This is a genomic window from Chromatiales bacterium 21-64-14 (assembly GCA_002255365.1).
Taxonomy (GTDB): domain Bacteria; phylum Pseudomonadota; class Gammaproteobacteria; order 21-64-14; family 21-64-14; genus 21-64-14.
Window position 1 is genome coordinate 27,669 of the sequence record NCBI01000006.1, and the last position, 18,470, is coordinate 46,138.

At 64.8% G+C, this 18,470-nt stretch carries 17 protein-coding genes; 6 read left to right on the plus strand and 11 right to left on the minus strand.

The genetic code is table 11. The features are described from left to right. Positions 1 to 60: 60 nt before the first annotated feature. Together B7Z66_05090 and B7Z66_05095 are read right to left on the minus strand one after the other, a co-directional pair. Positions 61 to 819, minus strand: coding sequence for a hypothetical protein (locus tag B7Z66_05090; GenBank protein OYV77221.1), 759 nt, complete (start codon positions 817 to 819; stop codon positions 61 to 63). A 213-nt stretch (positions 820 to 1,032) separates the two neighbouring features. Next, positions 1,033 to 1,380, minus strand: a complete 348-nt coding sequence (locus B7Z66_05095) for a hypothetical protein (protein OYV77222.1) — start codon at positions 1,378 to 1,380, stop codon at positions 1,033 to 1,035. 418 nt (positions 1,381 to 1,798) lie between these two features. Between B7Z66_05095 and B7Z66_05100 the strand changes: the two genes are divergently transcribed. The 3 genes from B7Z66_05100 (at position 1,799) to B7Z66_05110 (ending at position 4,736) form a co-directional block, all read left to right on the plus strand. Beyond that, positions 1,799 to 1,987, plus strand: coding sequence for a hypothetical protein (locus tag B7Z66_05100; GenBank protein OYV77223.1), 189 nt, complete (start codon positions 1,799 to 1,801; stop codon positions 1,985 to 1,987). 656 nt (positions 1,988 to 2,643) lie between these two features. Then, positions 2,644 to 3,714: a hypothetical protein gene (locus B7Z66_05105; protein ID OYV77224.1), complete on the plus strand. Its 1,071-nt coding sequence runs from the start codon at positions 2,644 to 2,646 to the stop codon at positions 3,712 to 3,714. After that, positions 3,711 to 4,736, plus strand: a complete 1,026-nt coding sequence (locus tag B7Z66_05110) for a hypothetical protein (GenBank protein ID OYV77225.1) — start codon at positions 3,711 to 3,713, stop codon at positions 4,734 to 4,736. The genes B7Z66_05105 and B7Z66_05110 overlap by 4 nt, the downstream gene beginning before the upstream one ends. Positions 4,737 to 4,750: 14 nt before the next feature. On the opposite strand, the gene B7Z66_05115 is transcribed toward B7Z66_05110, so the two are convergent. After that, positions 4,751 to 5,233, minus strand: coding sequence for a hypothetical protein (locus B7Z66_05115; protein ID OYV77226.1), 483 nt, complete (start codon positions 5,231 to 5,233; stop codon positions 4,751 to 4,753). 47 nt (positions 5,234 to 5,280) lie between these two features. Between B7Z66_05115 and B7Z66_05120 the strand changes: the two genes are divergently transcribed. Next, complete coding sequence (locus B7Z66_05120; GenBank protein OYV77227.1) at positions 5,281 to 6,303, plus strand: methyltransferase type 11; 1,023 nt, start codon at positions 5,281 to 5,283, stop codon at positions 6,301 to 6,303. Here the strand turns inward: B7Z66_05120 and B7Z66_05125 are convergent. Next, positions 6,287 to 7,663: a hypothetical protein gene (locus tag B7Z66_05125; GenBank protein OYV77228.1), complete on the minus strand. Its 1,377-nt coding sequence runs from the start codon at positions 7,661 to 7,663 to the stop codon at positions 6,287 to 6,289. The genes B7Z66_05120 and B7Z66_05125 overlap by 17 nt on opposite strands. A gap of 464 nt (positions 7,664 to 8,127) precedes the next feature. Between B7Z66_05125 and B7Z66_05130 the strand changes: the two genes are divergently transcribed. Beyond that, positions 8,128 to 8,403 (plus strand): RNA-binding protein, encoded by a 276-nt coding sequence (locus tag B7Z66_05130; GenBank protein OYV77229.1) that lies wholly within the window; start codon positions 8,128 to 8,130, stop codon positions 8,401 to 8,403. A 125-nt stretch (positions 8,404 to 8,528) separates the two neighbouring features. Here the strand turns inward: B7Z66_05130 and B7Z66_05135 are convergent, their stop codons facing one another. The 4 genes from B7Z66_05135 to B7Z66_05150 form a co-directional block, all read right to left on the minus strand. After that, positions 8,529 to 8,888: a hypothetical protein gene (locus B7Z66_05135; protein ID OYV77230.1), complete on the minus strand. Its 360-nt coding sequence runs from the start codon at positions 8,886 to 8,888 to the stop codon at positions 8,529 to 8,531. 58 nt (positions 8,889 to 8,946) lie between these two features. After that, the gene (locus B7Z66_05140) at positions 8,947 to 11,478 is read right to left on the minus strand and encodes a hypothetical protein (protein OYV77231.1); all 2,532 of its coding nucleotides are present in this window, start codon (positions 11,476 to 11,478) and stop codon (positions 8,947 to 8,949) included. A gap of 133 nt (positions 11,479 to 11,611) precedes the next feature. Then, positions 11,612 to 12,319, minus strand: a complete 708-nt coding sequence (locus tag B7Z66_05145) for a hypothetical protein (protein OYV77232.1) — start codon at positions 12,317 to 12,319, stop codon at positions 11,612 to 11,614. A 233-nt stretch (positions 12,320 to 12,552) separates the two neighbouring features. Further along, positions 12,553 to 12,906 (minus strand): hypothetical protein, encoded by a 354-nt coding sequence (locus B7Z66_05150; protein OYV77233.1) that lies wholly within the window; start codon positions 12,904 to 12,906, stop codon positions 12,553 to 12,555. Between the two features lie 56 nt (positions 12,907 to 12,962). Here B7Z66_05150 and B7Z66_05155 point away from each other — a divergent pair, with 56 nt between their 5' ends. Continuing rightward, a complete protein-coding gene (locus B7Z66_05155) occupies positions 12,963 to 15,035 on the plus strand; it encodes a polyphosphate kinase 1 (protein ID OYV77234.1) in 2,073 nt (690 codons plus the stop codon). A 137-nt stretch (positions 15,036 to 15,172) separates the two neighbouring features. On the opposite strand, the gene B7Z66_05160 is transcribed toward B7Z66_05155, so the two are convergent. From B7Z66_05160 to B7Z66_05170, 3 genes are all read right to left on the minus strand, one after another. Next, positions 15,173 to 16,678, minus strand: coding sequence for an exopolyphosphatase (locus tag B7Z66_05160; protein OYV77235.1), 1,506 nt, complete (start codon positions 16,676 to 16,678; stop codon positions 15,173 to 15,175). Positions 16,679 to 16,772: 94 nt separating this feature from the next. Then, entirely contained in the window at positions 16,773 to 17,792 is a 1,020-nt protein-coding gene (locus B7Z66_05165; protein OYV77236.1) for a hypothetical protein, read from the minus strand. Further along, on the minus strand, positions 17,789 to 18,328 hold the full coding sequence (locus B7Z66_05170; protein OYV77237.1) for a hypothetical protein: 540 nt from the start codon (positions 18,326 to 18,328) through the stop codon (positions 17,789 to 17,791). The genes B7Z66_05165 and B7Z66_05170 overlap by 4 nt, the downstream gene beginning before the upstream one ends. Positions 18,329 to 18,470: the final 142 nt, after the last annotated feature.

The window sequence follows — 18,470 nt, forward strand, 5'->3', positions numbered from 1 at the left end:
CCGCGGATTCCGTGCGCGTGGCTGTAATCACTGCGGGGACCGGTGCGCAGGCGATGCGGCTCAAAAATGATAGAACATGCCGGCGTAGGGACCTCGCCAAGTGATGTCCGCGTTAACATTCTGGAAGCCGTTCAACCGAATTTTCTGTCCGCGCCAGCCGATCTCGGCGCCGAGTCCCAGGCGGCTTTCGTAGGCGCCCTTCAGGGTGTAATCCAACAGCCGGCTGCCCGCATAGCGCGTGTAGCTCGCGTTTGCGCCTACCGAGGTTCCCGGGATCGGCAAGGGGATCACGGCATTCGCGTATAGCATGGGTACGGCACCCGAAACCCGCGTGCGCTCGAACTGAGTGCCGGACTGGACCTGTACATCACCGTTTAGGTACTTCACGTCCACGCCCAGATCCACCTGCATCCAAGTGCGGAGCAGCGAGTAATAGAGCACGGCATCGTATTGGTCGAGTGCCGCTTGGCTGGCGATGTTCTCGGACGTGGTGAATGTTGTTCCACCAAAGGTCAGGTCGCGGGACAAGGTACTGGCGCCGCCAGTGGAGGCATTGGTATAGACCAGGCGTAGGTTGGGGAGCAGCGGGATCGGGGATTCGAGGGTAAGCCATGCAAACGCCGCAGTGCGGCGCCCCAATCCGAGATCACGATTCAGGTCCAGGGTGTCGCCTTGGTACTGGACCGTCCCGCGCGGATCGTGATTCCATCCGCCAGCCCCGACCCAGACCGAGGGGGTGGCCGCGGCGGCGATGGAGACCAGGGCACTGCCTAGACCCAGGGACACCAGGGCGGCGATGTATTTCCAGTGACGTCCCATTGGGTTCCCCCCGGCGTATGGCGGCAGCGGTAGCCGTTGCAGCGTACGGCTGGAACCCGATTGGAACTGTGTCCCGGTTCACGCGTCCCGGCCCGTGGGACTGGGGACTACAGACGTTGTCGGCCTCGGGCGGCGGGTGCCCGGTTGCGGTGGACGGGTGAACTGCGGCGGGGTATCCGGACCGGGGCGGTCCGGCGCAAGTACCGGGGCGGGTCAGCGGGCGAGCCAGCCTACCAGCAGCGCCTCGGGTATGCGTTCCTGCAACGCGCCGGTGATCTCCGCACAGACGCCGGGTGTGGGCCGGTGGGAGACCCACAGCAGGTTGAGTTTCACGTTGAGTTCCACGAACACCACCGCATCATCGAAGCGTGCGCAGACCGCCTGGATCTCCTTCACGCAACGCTGGATGATGCGCTGGGGCTTGTTGCGCAACCCCGGAATGATCATCATGAAATCGGCGAGCGCCCGACCGTGCTCGTCATGCAGGGGTACCCGTTTGCGCAGCGGTTCGACGTGTTGCAACGAAGCGCTTTTGGCTAAGTTGAAAGAGTCCACCGCCACTCTCTCTCCCGCGAGGCTTGCACAGTCTGATGATTACTAGGATACCGCAACGGTGTGGAAAGTTCCTGCCCCGGATTTGTCGGCCGCGCCTTCAAGCACTTGAGGGCGATGGGTATATCCACCCCGGCCCCAGGTGGGGTGGGCACGCGCGGCGGGTGCCGCGTGAGGCGTTTTGGTCCCGGACGCAATACTTGCGAGTAAACGCTTGAGAGGTGGCCTGTTTTGGTGCTCTTCCCAAGGTCCGGGTCGCTTCCGTCTGTAGCCAAAGGCGGGTGGTGATGTGGTATCGTATTGCCTCCGGCGGGGGGCGGAAACTACTCGCCGGAGCCACGATGTTCGCGGGTGTGACCACCAGCGTTGTTCCGCAGGGTGCCTCGCGAGCCCAGGTAGCTTTCCCAGATCGGCGAAGGAGATAACAATGGCTGAAGGAAACGAAGTGCTGGTGGTTGCATCCAAAGTCAAAAACTATATTCGTGATAAGTCCGGGATGAATACCTCCGCCAGCGTGCTCGAAGTACTGTCCAACCGGTTGCGGGCCATCTGCGATCAGGCGATTGAGAACGCCCGCCGGGACGGACGCAAGACCGTCAAGGACCGCGACGTCTGAGAGTGATCGAGCGCCGCCGTTTCCGCGGCGCCGGATCTTGCTGTTTTCCTCGGCGTCAACTCGAGGACCCGTGGTGACGGATTGCGGCACTGTCCGATACCCCGCGCCGCGGGCCCGCACACCGCCGTCGTGCGGGTGGGGCGGTCTTTGTAACGGCAGGTTCCACCGGCTGGCCGGTCCCGGTGGACCCGTTTCGGGCCGGTTTCTCTGGTTTGACCCCGGTCGACGTCCAGCGGATCGAGCAGCGCTGGCGTGCGTGCCTGGGACTCCGCAGCCGTGGGACCGGCAGGGCAGCTACCTTCATGATAAATAGCGCGGGCGGTGCCCGGGTAGCCGCCGTTCCGCCCCGGCGGATGCAGGTGATGCGCCCTTCCCGGGACATCGTGTTGCGGTTGCGGTAGGGTGTTTCGGACCTTGGTTTTCGGTCCGTATCATCGCGGTGCGCCCGCGTGGGCCTCATCGGATCGACACCCTGTCATCAATGGACCCGCTCTGCGCGGCGTGGATTGCCGGGCCGTGCGCCCGACGGTGGCGGCACACCAGGCCGATGCCCCGGGGCGGAAGGCCCGGGGGCACGAACGCCGCGCCGACCCGGCGCGGGCATCGCGATCAGGTAATGAAACTCAGGGCCACCGCGCCTTGTAAGGAGCCTGGCCATTCCAGCGCGCCGCGCCGTTTCAAACCTCAGTAGGAGGAAGCCAAACCGGCGCCGGGGTGTGTCCGCCTGGGCGTCCCTGCCCAAGGACGAACTCCTGGATCTGCGAGTTTGCGACTTGGATCTGGAGATCCAGGGTACCGATCTGGAGGCCCGGATCGCGCAGTTGTGCGCGGAGCTGGAGCAGCGCGGGTTCGTGTTCCGGCCCCATTTCTGGCTCTCCGACGACTGGTTCTGCCCGGACGGCGTCCCGGGGGTCGCCATTCCCTTTTACCTTGCCCATCCACGCCTCAAGCACCTGGAGCAGCGGCATATGCTGGAAGCCGAGGGCGGCACGCGGTCCTCCTGCATGAAGCTGCTGCGTCACGAGACCGGCCACGCCATCGCCAATGCGTACCTGGTTCACCGGCGCCGCGGCTGGCGCAAGCATTTCGGGAAATCGACCCAGACGTATCCGGACACCTATCTCCCCAAGCCATACAGCAAGCGCTACGTAATCCATTTGGATGACTGGTACGCTCAGAGTCATCCCGATGAGGATTGGGCCGAGACCTTTGCGGTGTGGTTGAAACCGCATTCGGGGTGGCGTACCCGATACCGGGGCTGGTCGGCGCTGCACAAGCTAGAATACGTCGATGAACTGATGGATGAGATTCGGCTGCTACCGCCGCGGGTGCGCAACCGCAGACGCGTGGCGCCGGTACGCACGCTCCGGATGACCCTGCGTGAATACTACGAGGATAAGCAGTCGCGATACGGGGTCGACTATCCCGAGTTCTACGACCGTCATCTGCTGCGGCTTTTCTCCAATGATGAACAATACCGGAACAACGAGCCGGCTTCCCATTATATCCGCCGGACGCGGGTCGAAGTACTCGGGATCGTGTCGCGCTGGACCAGCGAATACCGCTACCGCGTTGATCTTGTGATCCAGGAGATGATGCGGCGTTGTGATAAATTGGGTCTGCGCACAATCCGCGACGATCATCGGATGAAGCTGAACCTGACTTCCTGCTTGGTCATGATCGTAATGAGCCACCTTCACAGCGGGAAATTCATGGTGGCCCTATGAGAAGGCTGCGAGTCATGTTGCTGGTTCACCCGAGCCTGATTCCCCCCGAAGGTGAGATCGACGTGACGGATCCGCGCATGCAGATCTACGAGACGGAATACGACGTTCGCAATGCGCTCATCGAGTTGGGGCATGAGGTCCGGGTCGTAGGCGTGTACGACGATCTCGCTCCGATCCGGCAGACCATCGAGGAGTGGCGGCCGCATATTGCGTTCAACCTGCTGGAGGAGTTCGCGGGCCACGCGGATTTCGACTATTACGTGGTGAGCTATCTCCGCATGATGGGGGTCCCCTATACCGGGTGCAAGCCGCGCGGTCTGGTGCTGGCCCGGGATAAGGCCTTGTCGAAGAAGATTCTCAAGTACCACCATATCCGGGTCCCCGACTTTGTGGTGTTCCCGCGCGGCAAGGTGCGGCGCAGACTCCCGCCGATCCGCTATCCTATGATCGTCAAGTCGCTGATCGAGCAGGGGTCGGTGGGGATATCGCGCGCCTCCCATGTGGAGAACGAGGCGCAACTCCGCGAGCGGGTGACGCTCATCCATGAGAAATTCGATTCCGATGCCATCGCGGAGCAATTTATCGATGGCCGCGAATTGTACGTGACAGTGGTCGGCAATACGCGTTTGGAGGTTTTCCCGATCCGCGAATTGACCTTCAGTAAGTTAGACGAAGGCGTGCCGCGGATGGCGACCTACAAGGTGAAATGGGACGCAAAATACCGCAAGCGGAGAGGAATCGACTATCAATTCGCCCGCACCCTCGCGGAAGGGGTCCATGAACGCATTATCCGGTTGTGCAAACGCATATACCGGGTATTGGACCTGAGTGGCTATGCGCGCGTGGACCTGCGTCTTGATACGCAAGGGCGGATTTTCGTTCTGGAGGCAAACCCCAACGCCGGAATCGCTCGCTCCGACGATTGCGCCTGGTCTGCGGAGAAGGCAGGTTTATCCTACGGCCAATTCATCCAGCGCCTGCTGAGCCTTGGTCTCCGGGCCGGCCGCAACCGGGACGCGTGAATATGACCGGTGGATCACGATACCCGGTCAGCAGCCTCCATGTGCAGGAACTGGACCTCAGCGCCCGCCATGACGATGGTGCCCTGACGCCGGTTCTCGCCGGTGTCGCTGTATTCGAAGCCGTAGACGCGTGTCAATTGCAGGTGACCGTCCCGATTCCGCTGCAGGCGCAGTCGGCGCAGGGAAACGGTGTCGTCCAGCAGCCGGGCCCCGAGGCCCGCGCAGGTTTCCGTGCAGACACGGTTCGCGGCTTCCCGGGCGCGCATGGTATCGCGCCACGCCCAGACAATCATTCCCAGCAGCAGCAATCCCGCGAGTGGCAGCATGGTGGCGGGTTCGGTGACCTTGGTCGTCGGTCGGGCGCCGGGGCCCGGCGGCGTGTGCAGGGAGCGCCATTCGCGTCCCCGAGACATGACTATATCATGACGGCCGTGGCCGCCGGCGTCGGCGCGGGTCCGGGGGTAGCGGAGCGGCGGGGGCCTCCAAGCGTAAAACATTGCACTGGTGTGTGCTTGCCATCCCAACGACGACGAACGGTGGATATATGACAACGAACGATTTGGAGTGGCGTGAACAGGCCGCGGCCCAGCTGCACGGTACGCTGGCGCTGAGCGTGGCCTATATAGGAGTGGTAAATGGTCTGTTCGCGGCCCTGGATGACCTGGATGGTGCGGGGCCGACGGTGCTTGCTAAGACCGCCGGCATGGATGTGGGCTACGTTACCCGTTGGTGCGACGCGGCCTACGCCTTCGGCCTCCTGGATGAGGCCGATGCGGCGCGCTTTACGGTCACGGAACTGGGCCGCGCCTACCGGGGTAATTCCTTGGGGACGCTGATGCCCTTCGCGGTCCGGGCCATGTTGTCGACCCACATGGCAGAGCGGGCCGCCGCACTGATGCGCAGCGGGGAGCGTCCCGGGGATGGGGTGCTCGCGGAGCGGGAGACGGTGGTGCCGTGGTTCGGCCCGATGCTAGAACACCAGTTCGGAGGTTTTTTCGAGCGGGAGATCCTTCCGAGCCTGCCTGCCTACCGGGAGGTGGACCGGCGCGGTGGCCTGGCGGTGGATCTGGGCTGCGGGAACGGCTGGTATGTGCGTCGCCTGGTGGCCCGATACCCGGGATTGCGCGGGCTCGGTCTGGACGCCATGGCCGAGAACATCACCCAGGCTGCTGAGTTGGCGCAGGCGGCCGGGATCGCCGACCGCCTGCGCTTCGAGACCGGGGATATCCATGATTTCCAGTCCCTGGAGCCGGCGGATCTGATCGCCATGAACCGAGCCCTGCACCACGTGTGGCACGACCGGGAGAACGTGTTTCGCATCATCCACGACCACCTCAAGCCCGGTGGGTACGCTGTGATCTGGGAGCCGAACTGGCCCGTGGAACGTTCGGCCTTGCGTATGCCTGGGCGCGCAGGCATGGCATTCCAGAACTTGGCCGAACACGTGCAGGGCAACCACCTCTTGCGTCCCGACGAGATCGCCGCGCAGTTCCGCAAGGTCGGCATGGAGCCTGAGATCTACCTGTTCGCCGATGGTGGCGAAGCGGTGATTACCGCCGTGCGGTGAGTGGCGGCTGCTGCGGGGCAGACGGCGGAGACGCTGCGCCGGCGCGGCCCGGAGTGTCGCCGGGCGGCTTTGGCGGCGGATGGCGAAACATGGTGACGACGTCGAACATCAGACCCGAAAGTGCGTGGAAGCGCATGACCCGGAAGACCAGCGTAGGCAAGGACATCGCCCGCACCGTACGGACCTCCCGCAAGCGGGGAAGGAACGCGATGGCCACCGTGGCGCGTACCAGCGTGGAGACGAGAAATACGCCGTACAGCACACTGATCCAGCGTATTTCATGTCCGGCGACGGTGAAGCGGGTGGGCAGTGCACTGGCCAGCCAGGCGCCCAGCATGGCGCCCAGGAACAGACCCACGTTGACCAGTGTGTTGTGGAAGGCCAGGTAGGTGGTGCGTTTGGGGCTCGGTACAAGATCGTATAGAAAATTTCCGGAACTCAGACTGTAACCCGCCCAACTCAGACCCGCCAATATCTGCACGGCGATCAGGTACCAAAAGCTGGTGGAGACCAACCACAGGGCGGGTAGAAACGGAATCAGCGACCCGGTGAGCGCGAGGATCAAGCGATTTCCGAACGCGTCGCTGATCCGGCCCCAGGTGTTCAGGGTCAGGATCTGGACGACCACGGCGGTGGCGGTGTTGGCCATGAATTGCAGATAGGAGAAATGCAGGTCCCGCAGCATATAGACAGTGAAAAACGGAGACGCGATGGATACCGCGAACTGCATCAGGAACACGAACAGCGAAAAGCGCAGGAACGACGATTTGCGCGCGCGTTTCAGCCAGCCGCCGGCCACCAGTTCCTGGACCATGGGGTGGCGGGGCGGTTCGTGCATGCGTGCCAGATGATAGATCGAGACCAAGCGCGCCACCGCCGCGGCCGCGAAAACCAGGAGATAACCGGTCACGGTGCTTCCGGCCCGGTCGAAGCCGTCTAGCACAAGACCGGCGCTTACCAGGGCCAGGAATGCCATTACTGTCGCGTAGCGAGTGCGTCGCCCGAAGTAGCGGCCGCGTTTGCGTTCCGGGACCAGGTCGCCCATCAGGCTGGTCCACTGCGGTGCGATGAGGTTTCCACACATGTAATAGACCGTGACGCATCCGATCAGGATCATGACGGCGTGGTTTCGGAACAGGAGTGGAAGGAGCGCGAGCGGAAGCCAGGTCAGGGCCTGGAGTCCGGCACCGGCCAGGATGAGAGTCTTGCGCCGGGGGATGCGCCGTCCCAGCCACGCGGACAGCAACTGGGCGAAGGATCCCAGCAGTGGCGGCAGGGCAGCGAGCAGCGCGATCTGTTCGGTGCTGGCCTTGAGCAGCAGCGCAAAGGCGGACAGGTAGGTCTCGCCGCCGCCGGACATGACCGAATAGGCCGCAGCATCACGTACCGAGTGCCGTAGCGAGCGGTCAACCTGGGGGTCTTTCGAATACTGGTGAGTCACGGCGGCGGTGGAAGTGGTCCGGGTACGGGCATCCGCGTTCCGCGCGGGACTGCGGCAAGGCCGGTTCCGGCGGGTGCCCGCGTCGAACGCCGTAGGCCGAGCGCATCACGCTAACCGAGTTCCGCCATCCACGCAAGGCGCCCGGTCCGGGTAGGGTGTGGACTGCGTTGCGGCGGATTCGCCATTCGGAGTAATCTTTATCATTGGTTGATTTGCCCGCCTTTCCGGGATGCGGGCGACCGGAGCCAAGTCGCCCGGCGGTACCGACCGCAGGAGCCGTTCGAGGCGCGGACGATCAGGTTGAGCGGTGCCCCGAGTCCACCGGATTCGGGCTCAATGCGGCCGGACCCGGAGGGTTTGACCCAGGGGGTTGAAAGTCAGCGATGGGAAAGTCGATATACGTGGGGAATCTGCCCTTCGATACTTCGGAAAATGAGGTGCGTGCGTTGTTCGCCCAGCACGGCGTGGTGCTTTCCGTCACGCTAGTCACTGACCGCGAGACCGGACAGCCGCGCGGCTTCGGATTCGTGGAGATGGAGCCGGGAGCCGTCGATACGGCGATCGAGCGACTCAACGGGGCGCAGTTTCAGGGCCGCGCGTTGCGTGTGAACGAGGCCCGCGGCAAGCATTCCCGAGATGACGCGCCGCCCGGCGGATAGCCCGCATTTTTTATGACGCGTCGCGGCGCACGACGCGGTGCGCGGCGATCGGGCGGGAACCTACCAGCGCTGTGGGATCGGTGGGTCGCGTGCCGCCCGCACCGGCCCGCGGCGTATCCAGGTGCCTACGCATCGGAGTCTGGCAGCAGAATCCGGGTGCCTTCGGTGTCGAGCCCGTCCTCGCTGACGAAGCGCAGCTCCTGTGCTCCCACCCGCAGGACATCCCCGTGTTTCAGCAGATGGCGTGTCGCTGGCTTGCCGTTCACCTGGGTCCCGTTGGTGCTGCCGAGATCCTCCACGACGACGTCACACAGACTTTCCATGTAGGGACTGGGCCGGACCGTCAGCAGGGCGTGCCGGGTGCTGACGGTGGGGTCGTCGATCCGGATCTCGTTCTCCGGGCCGCGTCCGACGCGAAGCGTTCCCGAAACTATTTCGTACTCACGGATGGCGGTGCCTTCCAGGCTGTGTACGAGTTTGGGCATGGTGTTGCCTCCTTCTGAACCAAGCGGCGTTGCGCTGGTGTGATGGCGTGGGGCGCTATCAGTTCGGACCCCGGCGCCGCCCGCCCTTGACCTGCTGACGGCATTTTCGCAGTGCCGCGGCCATGGCGGCGCCGTCGCTGTAGCGTTTTTTCGGGTCTTTTTGCAGGGCGGTGTTGATAACCCGGCCGACGCAGGCGGGCAGGCCACGGCGCTGCTTGCGGATGTCCACGTGACGCTGGTGAGCGATACGGTACATCAAGGTCGCCAGCGAATCCCCGGTAAACGGCAGTTGGGCGGTGAGCAGCTGATACAGGGTGACACCTAGGGAATACAGGTCCGTCGCCCCGTCCACCCGGTCTCCCGCCACCTGTTCCGGCGACATATAGGACGGGCTCCCCAACAGGGTTCCGGTGCGGGTGTGATGGCTGTCAGTCAGGGAAGCAATACCGAAGTCGGTCACTTTGATGTTCCCACCATCGCAGGGGTAGAGGATGTTCCCCGGTTTGATGTCGCGGTGGACCACGCCGCGGTGATGGGCGTAGTCCAATGCGTCCGCCACCTGTGCCCCGACGTCCAGCACTTCTCCCACGGGCAGGCGCCGGTCCGGTGCCGTGAACGACTCGAGGTTTTCCCCCTCCACGTAGTCCATGGCGATGTAGGCCACGTCGTGCTCTTCACCGACGTCATAGATTGTCACGATGTTGGGGTGATCGAGCCGCCCGGCGGCCTGGGCCTCCTGCAGGAAACGCTGTTCGGCCGCCTGCAGGGCGCTGCCTTCGAACTCCTGGGACAATGCCAGGGTCTTGATGGCCACCGGCCGTCCGATCTTCGGGTCGGCGCCCAGGTAGACCATCCCCATGGTGCCCTTGCCCAGCTCGCGTTCCAGGCGGTACCGCCCGAGCATGGGTTTCTCCACCCGCGGATCGTTCATCACCAAGGTCTTGGTAGCCCCGAGTCCTACTCCGGCCCCGGCCCCGGCCGCGGACGGAAAGTGTTCGGCGACGGATGCCAAGCGCCCGTGGCGCTCCCGTATGTCCCGGTACGCAGCGTCGTGACGGGCGATCCGGGCGTAGACCGCCATGGCCTTAGGGAACTGGCGGCGGCGCTCGAACTCCTGTCCCAATGAATACAGGGATTCCACCACGGCTGCATCCAGCGGGCAGCGGCACAGGATCTCGAACGCCTCGTCGAGTCGTCCCTGAGTCTGGAGCGCGGCGTGGGCGGCGGCGACGATTCCACGCATCCGGTGTCCCACCGCGAGCACCATTTGGGTCGTCACCAGGAATACCGCCGGTAGTGTCAGGGGCAGCCACAGCAGATGGGTTACGAGTGCGAGCACTTCGGCGTTGAGCAGCAGCAGGGCGAGCGCGCCGCTCAGCCACAGGCCGCGGCGCCCGTGCATGGCGGAAGGCAGAAGCAGCAGCCATAGCGCCAGCAGGAGAATCAGGGCGCGCTGTGCTCCGAAGAACCACGTCGGTACGGTGATACCGGTGCCGTTCAACAGGCTGTCCACCACCGCGGCGTTCCAGGTAACCGGGGTATAGCGCAGCCCCCCGACACCCGGGAACGGCGTCATCTGGTCGGGCGCGGTGAGACCCACGAGCACGATCCGCTGCCGCAACCGGCTCGCTGGAACCTCGCCTGCCCACCAGCGTGCCAGCGAATAGACAGGTACCGCGAGGCCGCCGCGGGTATCCCGGGGCGGCTGCGGATACCACCGATAACCCGGCCCTGTGCGGCGCATGAGCTGGCCGATCTGGATCCCACGACCCGGCATCGGTACCACGGCGCCCATCGGCATCTCTACCGCCTGGGCCGCGAGCCGCAGCGCGAAGGATGGGAGGCGTTGACCGTCCACCCGGGGGAGCAGCGCGGCGCCCCGCGCGCGGCGTTGCTGCGTGTGGACCAGGCCTACGCCCGCCGCGCCGCGCATCAGGGACTCGAGGGGTGCGCGTACCACCTGGGGCGGGGTGCCAGGTGGCGCCAGGAAGGGTCGCAACAGCGTGGGGTAGGGGGGCGGCAGCAGGTCCCGAGCGGTCACCACTGCGGATTGCAAGGCGCCGGGCAGCGGCCGCGTTTCAGAGGTGGTGTGACCGTAGGCCGCGAGTATGACATTCCGCGTTTCCGCGAGGGCTTGTGCCAGTACGGTATCGGGGTCGGCATGGGCCAGCCATGCACGCACCTCCCGGGCCCCCGCGCTGTTCATCGTCTGCGCGTCGGCGCGCAGCTGCGCGAGACCCGGCGGTGTCTGGGATCCCGCGAGGGGGAGCAGCAGGCCTACGGCCCGGGGGTGGACGTCTTGCAGGCGCGTGACGATCCCGGCCAGCAAATCGTGCGGCCAGGGCCACGGACCCATGCGGGCGAGGGTGGCGGTATCGATGGCCAACACCGCAACCGCGGCGGAATCCGGCGCAGGGGGCAGGAGGCGCGCGGCGAGTTCGTAGGCACGGTCTTCCACAGATTGCAAGGCGGCCGTGTAGGTGCCGAGCACCATGCAGCCGGCGGCAATGACAATCAGGAACCGGTGGTGGGTCCAGAGGGCAGGTCGCACAGGTGGGCCGTCCTGACGGTGCCGGGCGCCGAGACGCATGCGCGCCGCAGCTTACGATCGGCATTGTGCCTGGCCGAGGGCACCGGTGCAGCGACCGGGTTCACAGGCCAGCGGGTTCCAGGCCAGGGCATGGCGATCTGAGCCGTGCCCCGACCTGGGTCCCGGTCCCCGGTTAGTCGGCCTTGGTGACCGGTTTCGCCGGCGGCTTGATGGACAGCAGATCGATGTCAAATACCAAAGTCTGATTCGGACCGATCGCATCCCCCGCGCCGCGCGCGCCATAGGCGAGTTTACCGGGGATCACGACCTGCCACTTGGAACCCACGGGCATCTGTTTCAGCGCTTCCTGCCAACCGGGGATTACTTGTCCGACCGGGATCTCAGCGGGTTCGCCGCGCTTGTAGGAACTGTCGAATTCGGTACCGTTCGGCAGGGTTCCCCGATAGTTCACCACCACTGTGTCCCCGGCCGTGGGCTTCGGGCCGGTACCTTTGTGCAGTACCTTATATTGCAGACCGTCGGGCAGTTCCACCACGCCCTTCTTCTTCCGGTTGGCCGCGAGGAAGGCCTCACCCGCCTTCTCGTTTTTCTCTGCCGCCATGGTCCGTTCGGCGATCTTCTTTTTCTGGAATTCCATTACCGCAACCTGCATCTGCTTAGCGGTGAGCTTGGGGGTCGCCCCGGAGAGCACGTCCCCGACCGCCAAGCTGAGGGCCTTGACGTCCAGATCCACGCCTTGGTCCTTCAGATTGTGGCCGATCTGGAACCCGATGGCGTAGCTCAGCCGCTCCTTCTCGGTCTTCAGACCGGCGGCGCCCTGAGCCCATGCCCCCAGCGGGAGGGTCGTAGCCAGGAATGCCAGGAGAAGTTTCTTTTTCATGATGTCCCCTCAATGGTTGCGAAGTCCGGCGGCGCGCGGGTCGCGTGCGGCGCCATGATGAGACCGCAGGCGGATTCGGCGTGGCCTCCCTGGGCCGCCGTGCCCCGGCGTCGGCACCGCGCTATGGTCCCATAACTGAAGCTCCGATCCAAGGGAGCGGCGTGCCGTTCCGGCGGCCCTGGTACGCTTTACCAGTGAATTCAATAATAAATTGAATTATATATGGATAATTATCAGTAATTATCAAAGAAGCGGTATAGGCGCGGTGGCAGGTAATGCTCAAGGGTGCCCGACCGGGCGCCGGCACGCGGCAGGGGGATGGGTAACCCACTCGGCGCGGAGGTGGCGCCATGCACACGCGGTACTAGATGCCGGAGGACGTTGGCCTTCGGCTCCCGGGCGATCTGCGGTTCTCGTTCCGGGAGAGGCTCCGGGTAGTCCAGCGCTATCTGCGCGAAGTGCGCCGCGGCCAGCCGGTGATCGGCTTCCCTGGCCACGGGAGAATTCGGGTCCGCGCGGTCTGAACCCCGCTTCACGCCCGTCTGGTTCGGTGCCGCGCCAGCGTTGCGCGGGCCGCGGTATGTCATGACTTTTAAATATACAGCAGTTACCATGAAATATTTGTGGTCGGCGATAGGACGCCATGGACATCATCGACCTGAAGCAGCCAGAACTCTATTTCAATCGTGAACTGAGCCTGTTGGAATTCAGCGACCGCGTATTGGAACAGACCAAGGATGAGACGGCGCCACTCATTGAGCGGCTCCGCTTCCTGTGTATCGCCAGTACCAACCTCGACGAATTCTTCGAGATCCGCGTCGCTGGGCTCAAGCAGCGTGCGGAACTGGGCGCAGTGCAATCCGGGCCCGACAACCGCACTCCCCAGGAGGTGCTGAAGGCAATCAGCGCCAAGGCGCGGAGATTGGTGGATGAACAGTACCGCGTCCTCAACGATGTGCTGATCCCGCGGCTCGCCGAGCAGAACATCCGTTTCATCCGCCGTACGGAATGGACCGAGCCTCAGGAGGCATGGGTACGCAAGTACTTTGAAGAAAGTCTGCTGCCGGTGCTTTCCCCGCTGGGCTTGGATCCGGCTCACCCGTTTCCGCGTATTCTGAACAAGAGCCTCAATTTCATCGTATCTTTGGAGGGCAAGGACGCCTTCGGGCGCGGTGCCCAGGTGGCGGTGGTTCAGGCCCCGCGGGCGCTGCCGCGCATCATCCAGTTGCCTCCGGAGGACACCGGAGGCGGGCCTTGTGACTTCGTGTTCCTGTCTTCCGTCATACATGCCTTCATCGATCAGCAGTTCACCGGCATGAAGGTCAACGGTTGTTATCAGTTCCGGGTCACGCGCAACAGCGACCTGTTCGTGGACGAGGAGGAAATCGACGACCTGTTGCGTGCGGTCGAGGGCGAATTGGCCTCGCGCCGCTACGGGGCGGCAGTGCGCCTGGAGGTCGCCCATGACTGCCCGGACGACATGGTGGATTATTTGCTGAATAAATTTCAGCTCGGCCGCGACGACCTGTATCAGGTCAACGGGCCGGTGAATCTGAACCGCCTGTCCGCCGTCTGCGACCTCGTGGACCGTCCGGATCTCAAGTATCCCGGTTTCAGCTCCAGTCTCCCGGCGCGCCTCATGGGCAACCCGGACTTGTTCGAAGTGCTGCGCCGTCAGGATATGTTGCTGCACCATCCGTTCGAGTCGTTCCTGCCGGTCATCGACCTCCTGCGTCAAGCCGCATCCGATCCCGACGTGCTCGCCATCAAGCAGACTCTTTATCGCACGGGCCCGGAATCCGCGGTGGTGGATGCCTTGGTGGCCGCCGCCCAGGCGGCCAAGGAAGTCACCGTGATCATCGAGTTGCGGGCGCGCTTCGACGAGGCCGACAATATCGGGTTGGCCACTCGCCTGCAGGAGGCGGGCGCACATGTGGTCTACGGGATCGTCGGGTTCAAGACCCACGCCAAGATGATGCTGGTGGTGCGGCGCGAGGGGCGCGTGCTGCGTCGCTATGTGCATCTCGGTACCGGAAACTATCATCCCCGGACCGCGCGGCTGTATACGGATTACGGTTTGTTTACCGCCGATCCGGTGATCGGTGAAGATGTCCACCGGATCTTCCTGCAGCTTACCAGCGTGGGTCGGGCGTCGAAGATCCGCAAGATCCTCCAGTCCCCGTTCACCCTCCACGAGGGTATGCTCGCGCGGATCGACCGGGAGACCCGGAACGCCGCGGAAGGGCGCGCTGCGCGCATCATCGTCAAGCTCAATTCGCTGGTGGAGCCGCAGATCATCCAAGCGCTCTACAAGGCCTCCATGGCCGGGGTGCGTGTCGACCTGATCGTGCGCGGTATCTGCTGCCTGCGCCCCGGAGTTCCGGGGGTGTCGGATCGGATTCGCGTGCGCTCGGTGGTCGGGCGTTTTCTCGAACATACCCGGGTGTATTTCTTCCACAACGGCGGTGAGCCGGAAGTGTTCTGTGCCAGTGCCGACTGGATGGAGCGCAATTTTTTTCGCCGCGTGGAAGTCTGCTTCCCGATTGAATCGCGCGCGTTGCGCGAGCGGGTGGTGAAGGAACTCAAACTCTATCTCAAGGACAACACCCAGGCATGGGTGCTCCAGTCCGACGGGTCCTATCAGCGGCGTACCCCCCGGGGCGGGAGCGCGCCGTTCTCCGTTCAGCAGGCCCTTCTGGCCAGCTTGGCCGGTTAACGGGCGGTCTACCCGCCGCGCGACAGTCCGCGCTTCGCGCCGGTGTTTGTCACACGGGCGCGGCGGCGACCTCAGGACGGCGCCCATACCGGTGGCGAACCTCACCATCCCTCGGGCCCACTCATGAACCATGCGCGCTAGGTGATCGTCAGCGTGTAGCCGTCGGCCTTCAGGTAGTCGGCTTCCTGTTCCAGATCCGCCTGAGTGAGAGGATGCGCTTCCATCCACCCCTCCGGAAAGCGCAGCGCGATGGTTTTCGCATCGCCTTCCAGCTGTATCTGAGGAGGGAGGTTAGGATTGCGGCTGCGATGCACCACCACGGCGAGGCGCAGGATGAGGGCAAGGCGGGTTGCGGGTTGAATCCACGCCGCGGGCAGTTCGCGCAACACTGCCACGGGAAACTTGCGCCGATGGGCGCGGACGACGGCCGCAAGCAATTGCTGGTCACGGCGCGAGAAACCCGCCAGATCGGCGTTGGCGAGCACGTAGGCGCCATGCTTGTGGTAGCCGCTGTGGGCGATGCCCATGCCGAGCTCGTGCAGCCGCGCGGCCCAGCTCAGCAGGCGTTCCGAGGCATCCTCGTCCAAGGACCATGTCCCCGCCACTTGGCCGAGAAAGTCCAGTGCGGTGCGTTCCACCCGCTGGGCCTGTGCGAGATCGACGTTGTAGCGGCTTGCCAAGTTCGTCACGGTGCGCCCGCGCACATCGTCCTGGGCATGACGCCCGATGAGATCGAACAGCAGGCCCTCGCGCAGCGCGCCGTCGGATACCCGCATGCGCTCGATGCCCAGCGCCTCGAAGGTGGCCAGGGCCACGGCGACGCCGCCGGGAAACACCGGGACGCGCGCCTCGCTCACCCCCGGAAGCTTGATCCGGCCCACATGACCGGCCTTCAGCAGGGCCTCCTGCAACCGGCGCAAGGCGGGTAAGGTGATCCCGGCGTCGCTCCAGCCCGATTCCAGCACCGCGCGGAGGATGGCGCGCAGGGTACCGGATGCGCCGATCGCGTCGCCCCAGCCGAGCCGCCGGAACGCCTCTACGTGGGGTTCCAGTTCAGTGCGCGCCGCCAGCTCCGCGCGGCGCCAGCGCTTGGGGGTGATCTCTCCATCCGCGAAGTGGGCGCGACTCATGGTGACACAGCCCATGTAGAGGCTTTCCATGTGTACCGGCTCGAAATGCTCGCCGATGATCAGCTCGGTGCTGCCGCCACCGATATCCATGGCGAGTCGTCGGCTACCGTCGTCGGCCACGCTGTGGGAGACCCCTGCGTAGACCAGCCGCGCCTCCTCGACCCCGGAGATCACCTCGATGGGGTGCCCGAGCGCCTGTTCGGCGGCGGCCAGGAATTCCGGGGCATTGCGGGCGCTGCGCAAGGTATTGGTGCCGACCGCGCGCACGCTCCCCGGCGCCATATGGCGCAGCCGCTGGCCGAAGCGTTCCAGGCAGGCGAGGGCGCGCTGCGCCGCCTCCTGCGTGATGCGGCGCTCCGCGTCCAAGCCACCAGCGAGGCGCACCATGTCATGCAGGCGATCGACCACACTGAGCTGCCCGTCCAGGAGCCGGGCGACCAGCATATGGAAGCTGTTAGAGCCGAGATCGACGGCAGCGACGGTCTCGGGTAGGGCTTTCCTGGCGCGGGGCACGGGGAATGTGTTAGCTCGGCGACGTGGCTCGGGTGGATCCAGGGACCATTCTGTCCGCTTGCGCCGCCTCCGGCAAGCACGACCGTGGTGTGGGTTATTCCAAGTCCGCGGTTTGCACCGCCCGCAGCGGCGCCGTGCCGCACGTCGCCAAGCGGCGGGCGCTCGCCCGCACCGATTCCAGTAGCGCAGCGTCTTGGTCAATGCTTCGCGCGTGCAGTACCACCCAGGCGGTGCGGTGGCGGACTACGGACTGTTGCGCCATCGCCATCAGTCCTGGTAATGGGTCGTCCCGCAGGGTGCGGCGCAATTGTGCCAGCGGCGCGTCGGCGAGCACCGATTCTATCACGCGCAACCCATGGCGTCCGGTGGCCTTGCGTGTCATCGCGCGCAAGCGCTCCGCCAGTACATGACTGTCCTGGAGTTCCCCGAGCTGATCTTGGAACGCGCTCAACCCAGCCAGTACCCCGGCGCCACCTTCCAGAGGGCCGGCAAAGGGTTCCAACAGATAACGCACGCTCTTGACGCGCAGGCGTACCCGGTGCGCCTGCGGATCGTCGGGCGCGGACCGTAGTTCTATCAGCGCACGCTCCAGCGCGTCGGCATAGCGATGGATTTGCACGCCGGTCGCTTGAGCGAATCCCACTGCCCAGGGGGCGGGTCCCCGGCTTCCGAGTCGCGCCAACAGACGTTCCTCGATCCGTGCCCAGGCGGCGGGGACGCGCTTTTGCGCGCGACGCCGGGCCCGGACTTGGCGCTGTTCCCACTGGCCGATAAGCCACTCCACCCCGGGACGTTCCCGTGGCGCAAGTCCCGGGCGCGGGGATCGCAGCCATCCCGACGCGGCTTCGGCGTTGCGAGCGCCATTAGTGGTGCGCCGCAGGCGTCCCAGCGACCTCGGGATCTTGTCTCCGGTATTCAGCCACGCGCCGTAGGCCCGCAGTATGACCCGCAGGCGCCGCAGCGCCACGCGGAGATTGTGCAGCGCCTCCGGATCATCCGTATCTCGCAGCTGTTTGACGCTGGTGCTCACGTTGCGGATCTGGGCAAGGCACCCGCGTCGCGCCCCGTCGACGGCGCTAAGGTGAAACAGGCCGATATCCGCTGGCGTTCTCATAGTGTCTCGCTGTCGCCCAGCTCGCGGAGCTGGCGCGGCGTGTAGGCCCAGCGGAGCACTGCGGTCCCGAACGCAGGCATGGCAGGAAACTCGAGGAGACAGGCGGCGCCCTTCTTAAAGATAAACATGGGTGGGTCGGTACGGTCCAGGCACGCGCTGACCCACAAGCCCAGGATGGGTTCATGCCCTACCAGAATCATGACCGTGCCCGCGGTGTGTGTGGAGACCCATTCCAGCAGATCCTCGCCACAGGTGCCGGGCGCAAGAACGGAGGACTGTTCCAGCGTAACTCCGCCGTAGGCCTGGGCGATGAGTTCCGCGGTCTGTACCGCCCGTAGCAGGGGGCTGCTGACCAACCGCGTTGGTCCGCGAAGAATTCGCGCGAGTCCGATGGCGCCGCGGCGCATTTTCGCGCGGCCTTCTGGGGTCAGGGGCCGCGTGGCGTCACCGCCGGGGTCGCGGTCCTCCGCGATCGCATGCCGTACCACAGCGACCTGCAGCATGTGGGGGGTCCGCTCCTTAAGAATGGGGATCATGCCGGGGACCGGGCCGGCGTGCCTGCGGTTCAGTATAGGTAGCGGTTTTCCGGCCCGTCAAATCGTTCCGCGACGGCGCGCGCCGTTAGGATCAGATTCCCGGAAGGAGCTTACAAAAGGGAGTCCTCGATATTCAACTTCC

Bases quoted from the DNA above. Each gene is read 5' to 3' on its own strand.
- B7Z66_05090 (OYV77221.1), bottom strand. From the start codon at position 819: ATGGGACGTCACTGGAAATACATCGCCGCCCTGGTGTCCCTGGGTCTA.
- B7Z66_05100 (OYV77223.1), top strand. From the start codon at position 1,799: ATGGCTGAAGGAAACGAAGTGCTGGTGGTTGCATCCAAAGTCAAAAAC.
- B7Z66_05110 (OYV77225.1), top strand. From the start codon at position 3,711: ATGAGAAGGCTGCGAGTCATGTTGCTGGTTCACCCGAGCCTGATTCCC.
- B7Z66_05115 (OYV77226.1), bottom strand. From the start codon at position 5,233: ATGTTTTACGCTTGGAGGCCCCCGCCGCTCCGCTACCCCCGGACCCGC.
- B7Z66_05120 (OYV77227.1), top strand. From the start codon at position 5,281: ATGACAACGAACGATTTGGAGTGGCGTGAACAGGCCGCGGCCCAGCTG.
- B7Z66_05125 (OYV77228.1), bottom strand. From the start codon at position 7,663: ATGTCCGGCGGCGGCGAGACCTACCTGTCCGCCTTTGCGCTGCTGCTC.
- B7Z66_05130 (OYV77229.1), top strand. From the start codon at position 8,128: ATGGGAAAGTCGATATACGTGGGGAATCTGCCCTTCGATACTTCGGAA.
- B7Z66_05135 (OYV77230.1), bottom strand. From the start codon at position 8,888: ATGCCCAAACTCGTACACAGCCTGGAAGGCACCGCCATCCGTGAGTAC.
- B7Z66_05140 (OYV77231.1), bottom strand. From the start codon at position 11,478: ATGCGTCTCGGCGCCCGGCACCGTCAGGACGGCCCACCTGTGCGACCT.
- B7Z66_05145 (OYV77232.1), bottom strand. From the start codon at position 12,319: ATGAAAAAGAAACTTCTCCTGGCATTCCTGGCTACGACCCTCCCGCTG.
- B7Z66_05150 (OYV77233.1), bottom strand. From the start codon at position 12,906: ATGACATACCGCGGCCCGCGCAACGCTGGCGCGGCACCGAACCAGACG.
- B7Z66_05155 (OYV77234.1), top strand. From the start codon at position 12,963: ATGGACATCATCGACCTGAAGCAGCCAGAACTCTATTTCAATCGTGAA.
- B7Z66_05165 (OYV77236.1), bottom strand. From the start codon at position 17,792: ATGAGAACGCCAGCGGATATCGGCCTGTTTCACCTTAGCGCCGTCGAC.
- B7Z66_05170 (OYV77237.1), bottom strand. From the start codon at position 18,328: ATGATCCCCATTCTTAAGGAGCGGACCCCCCACATGCTGCAGGTCGCT.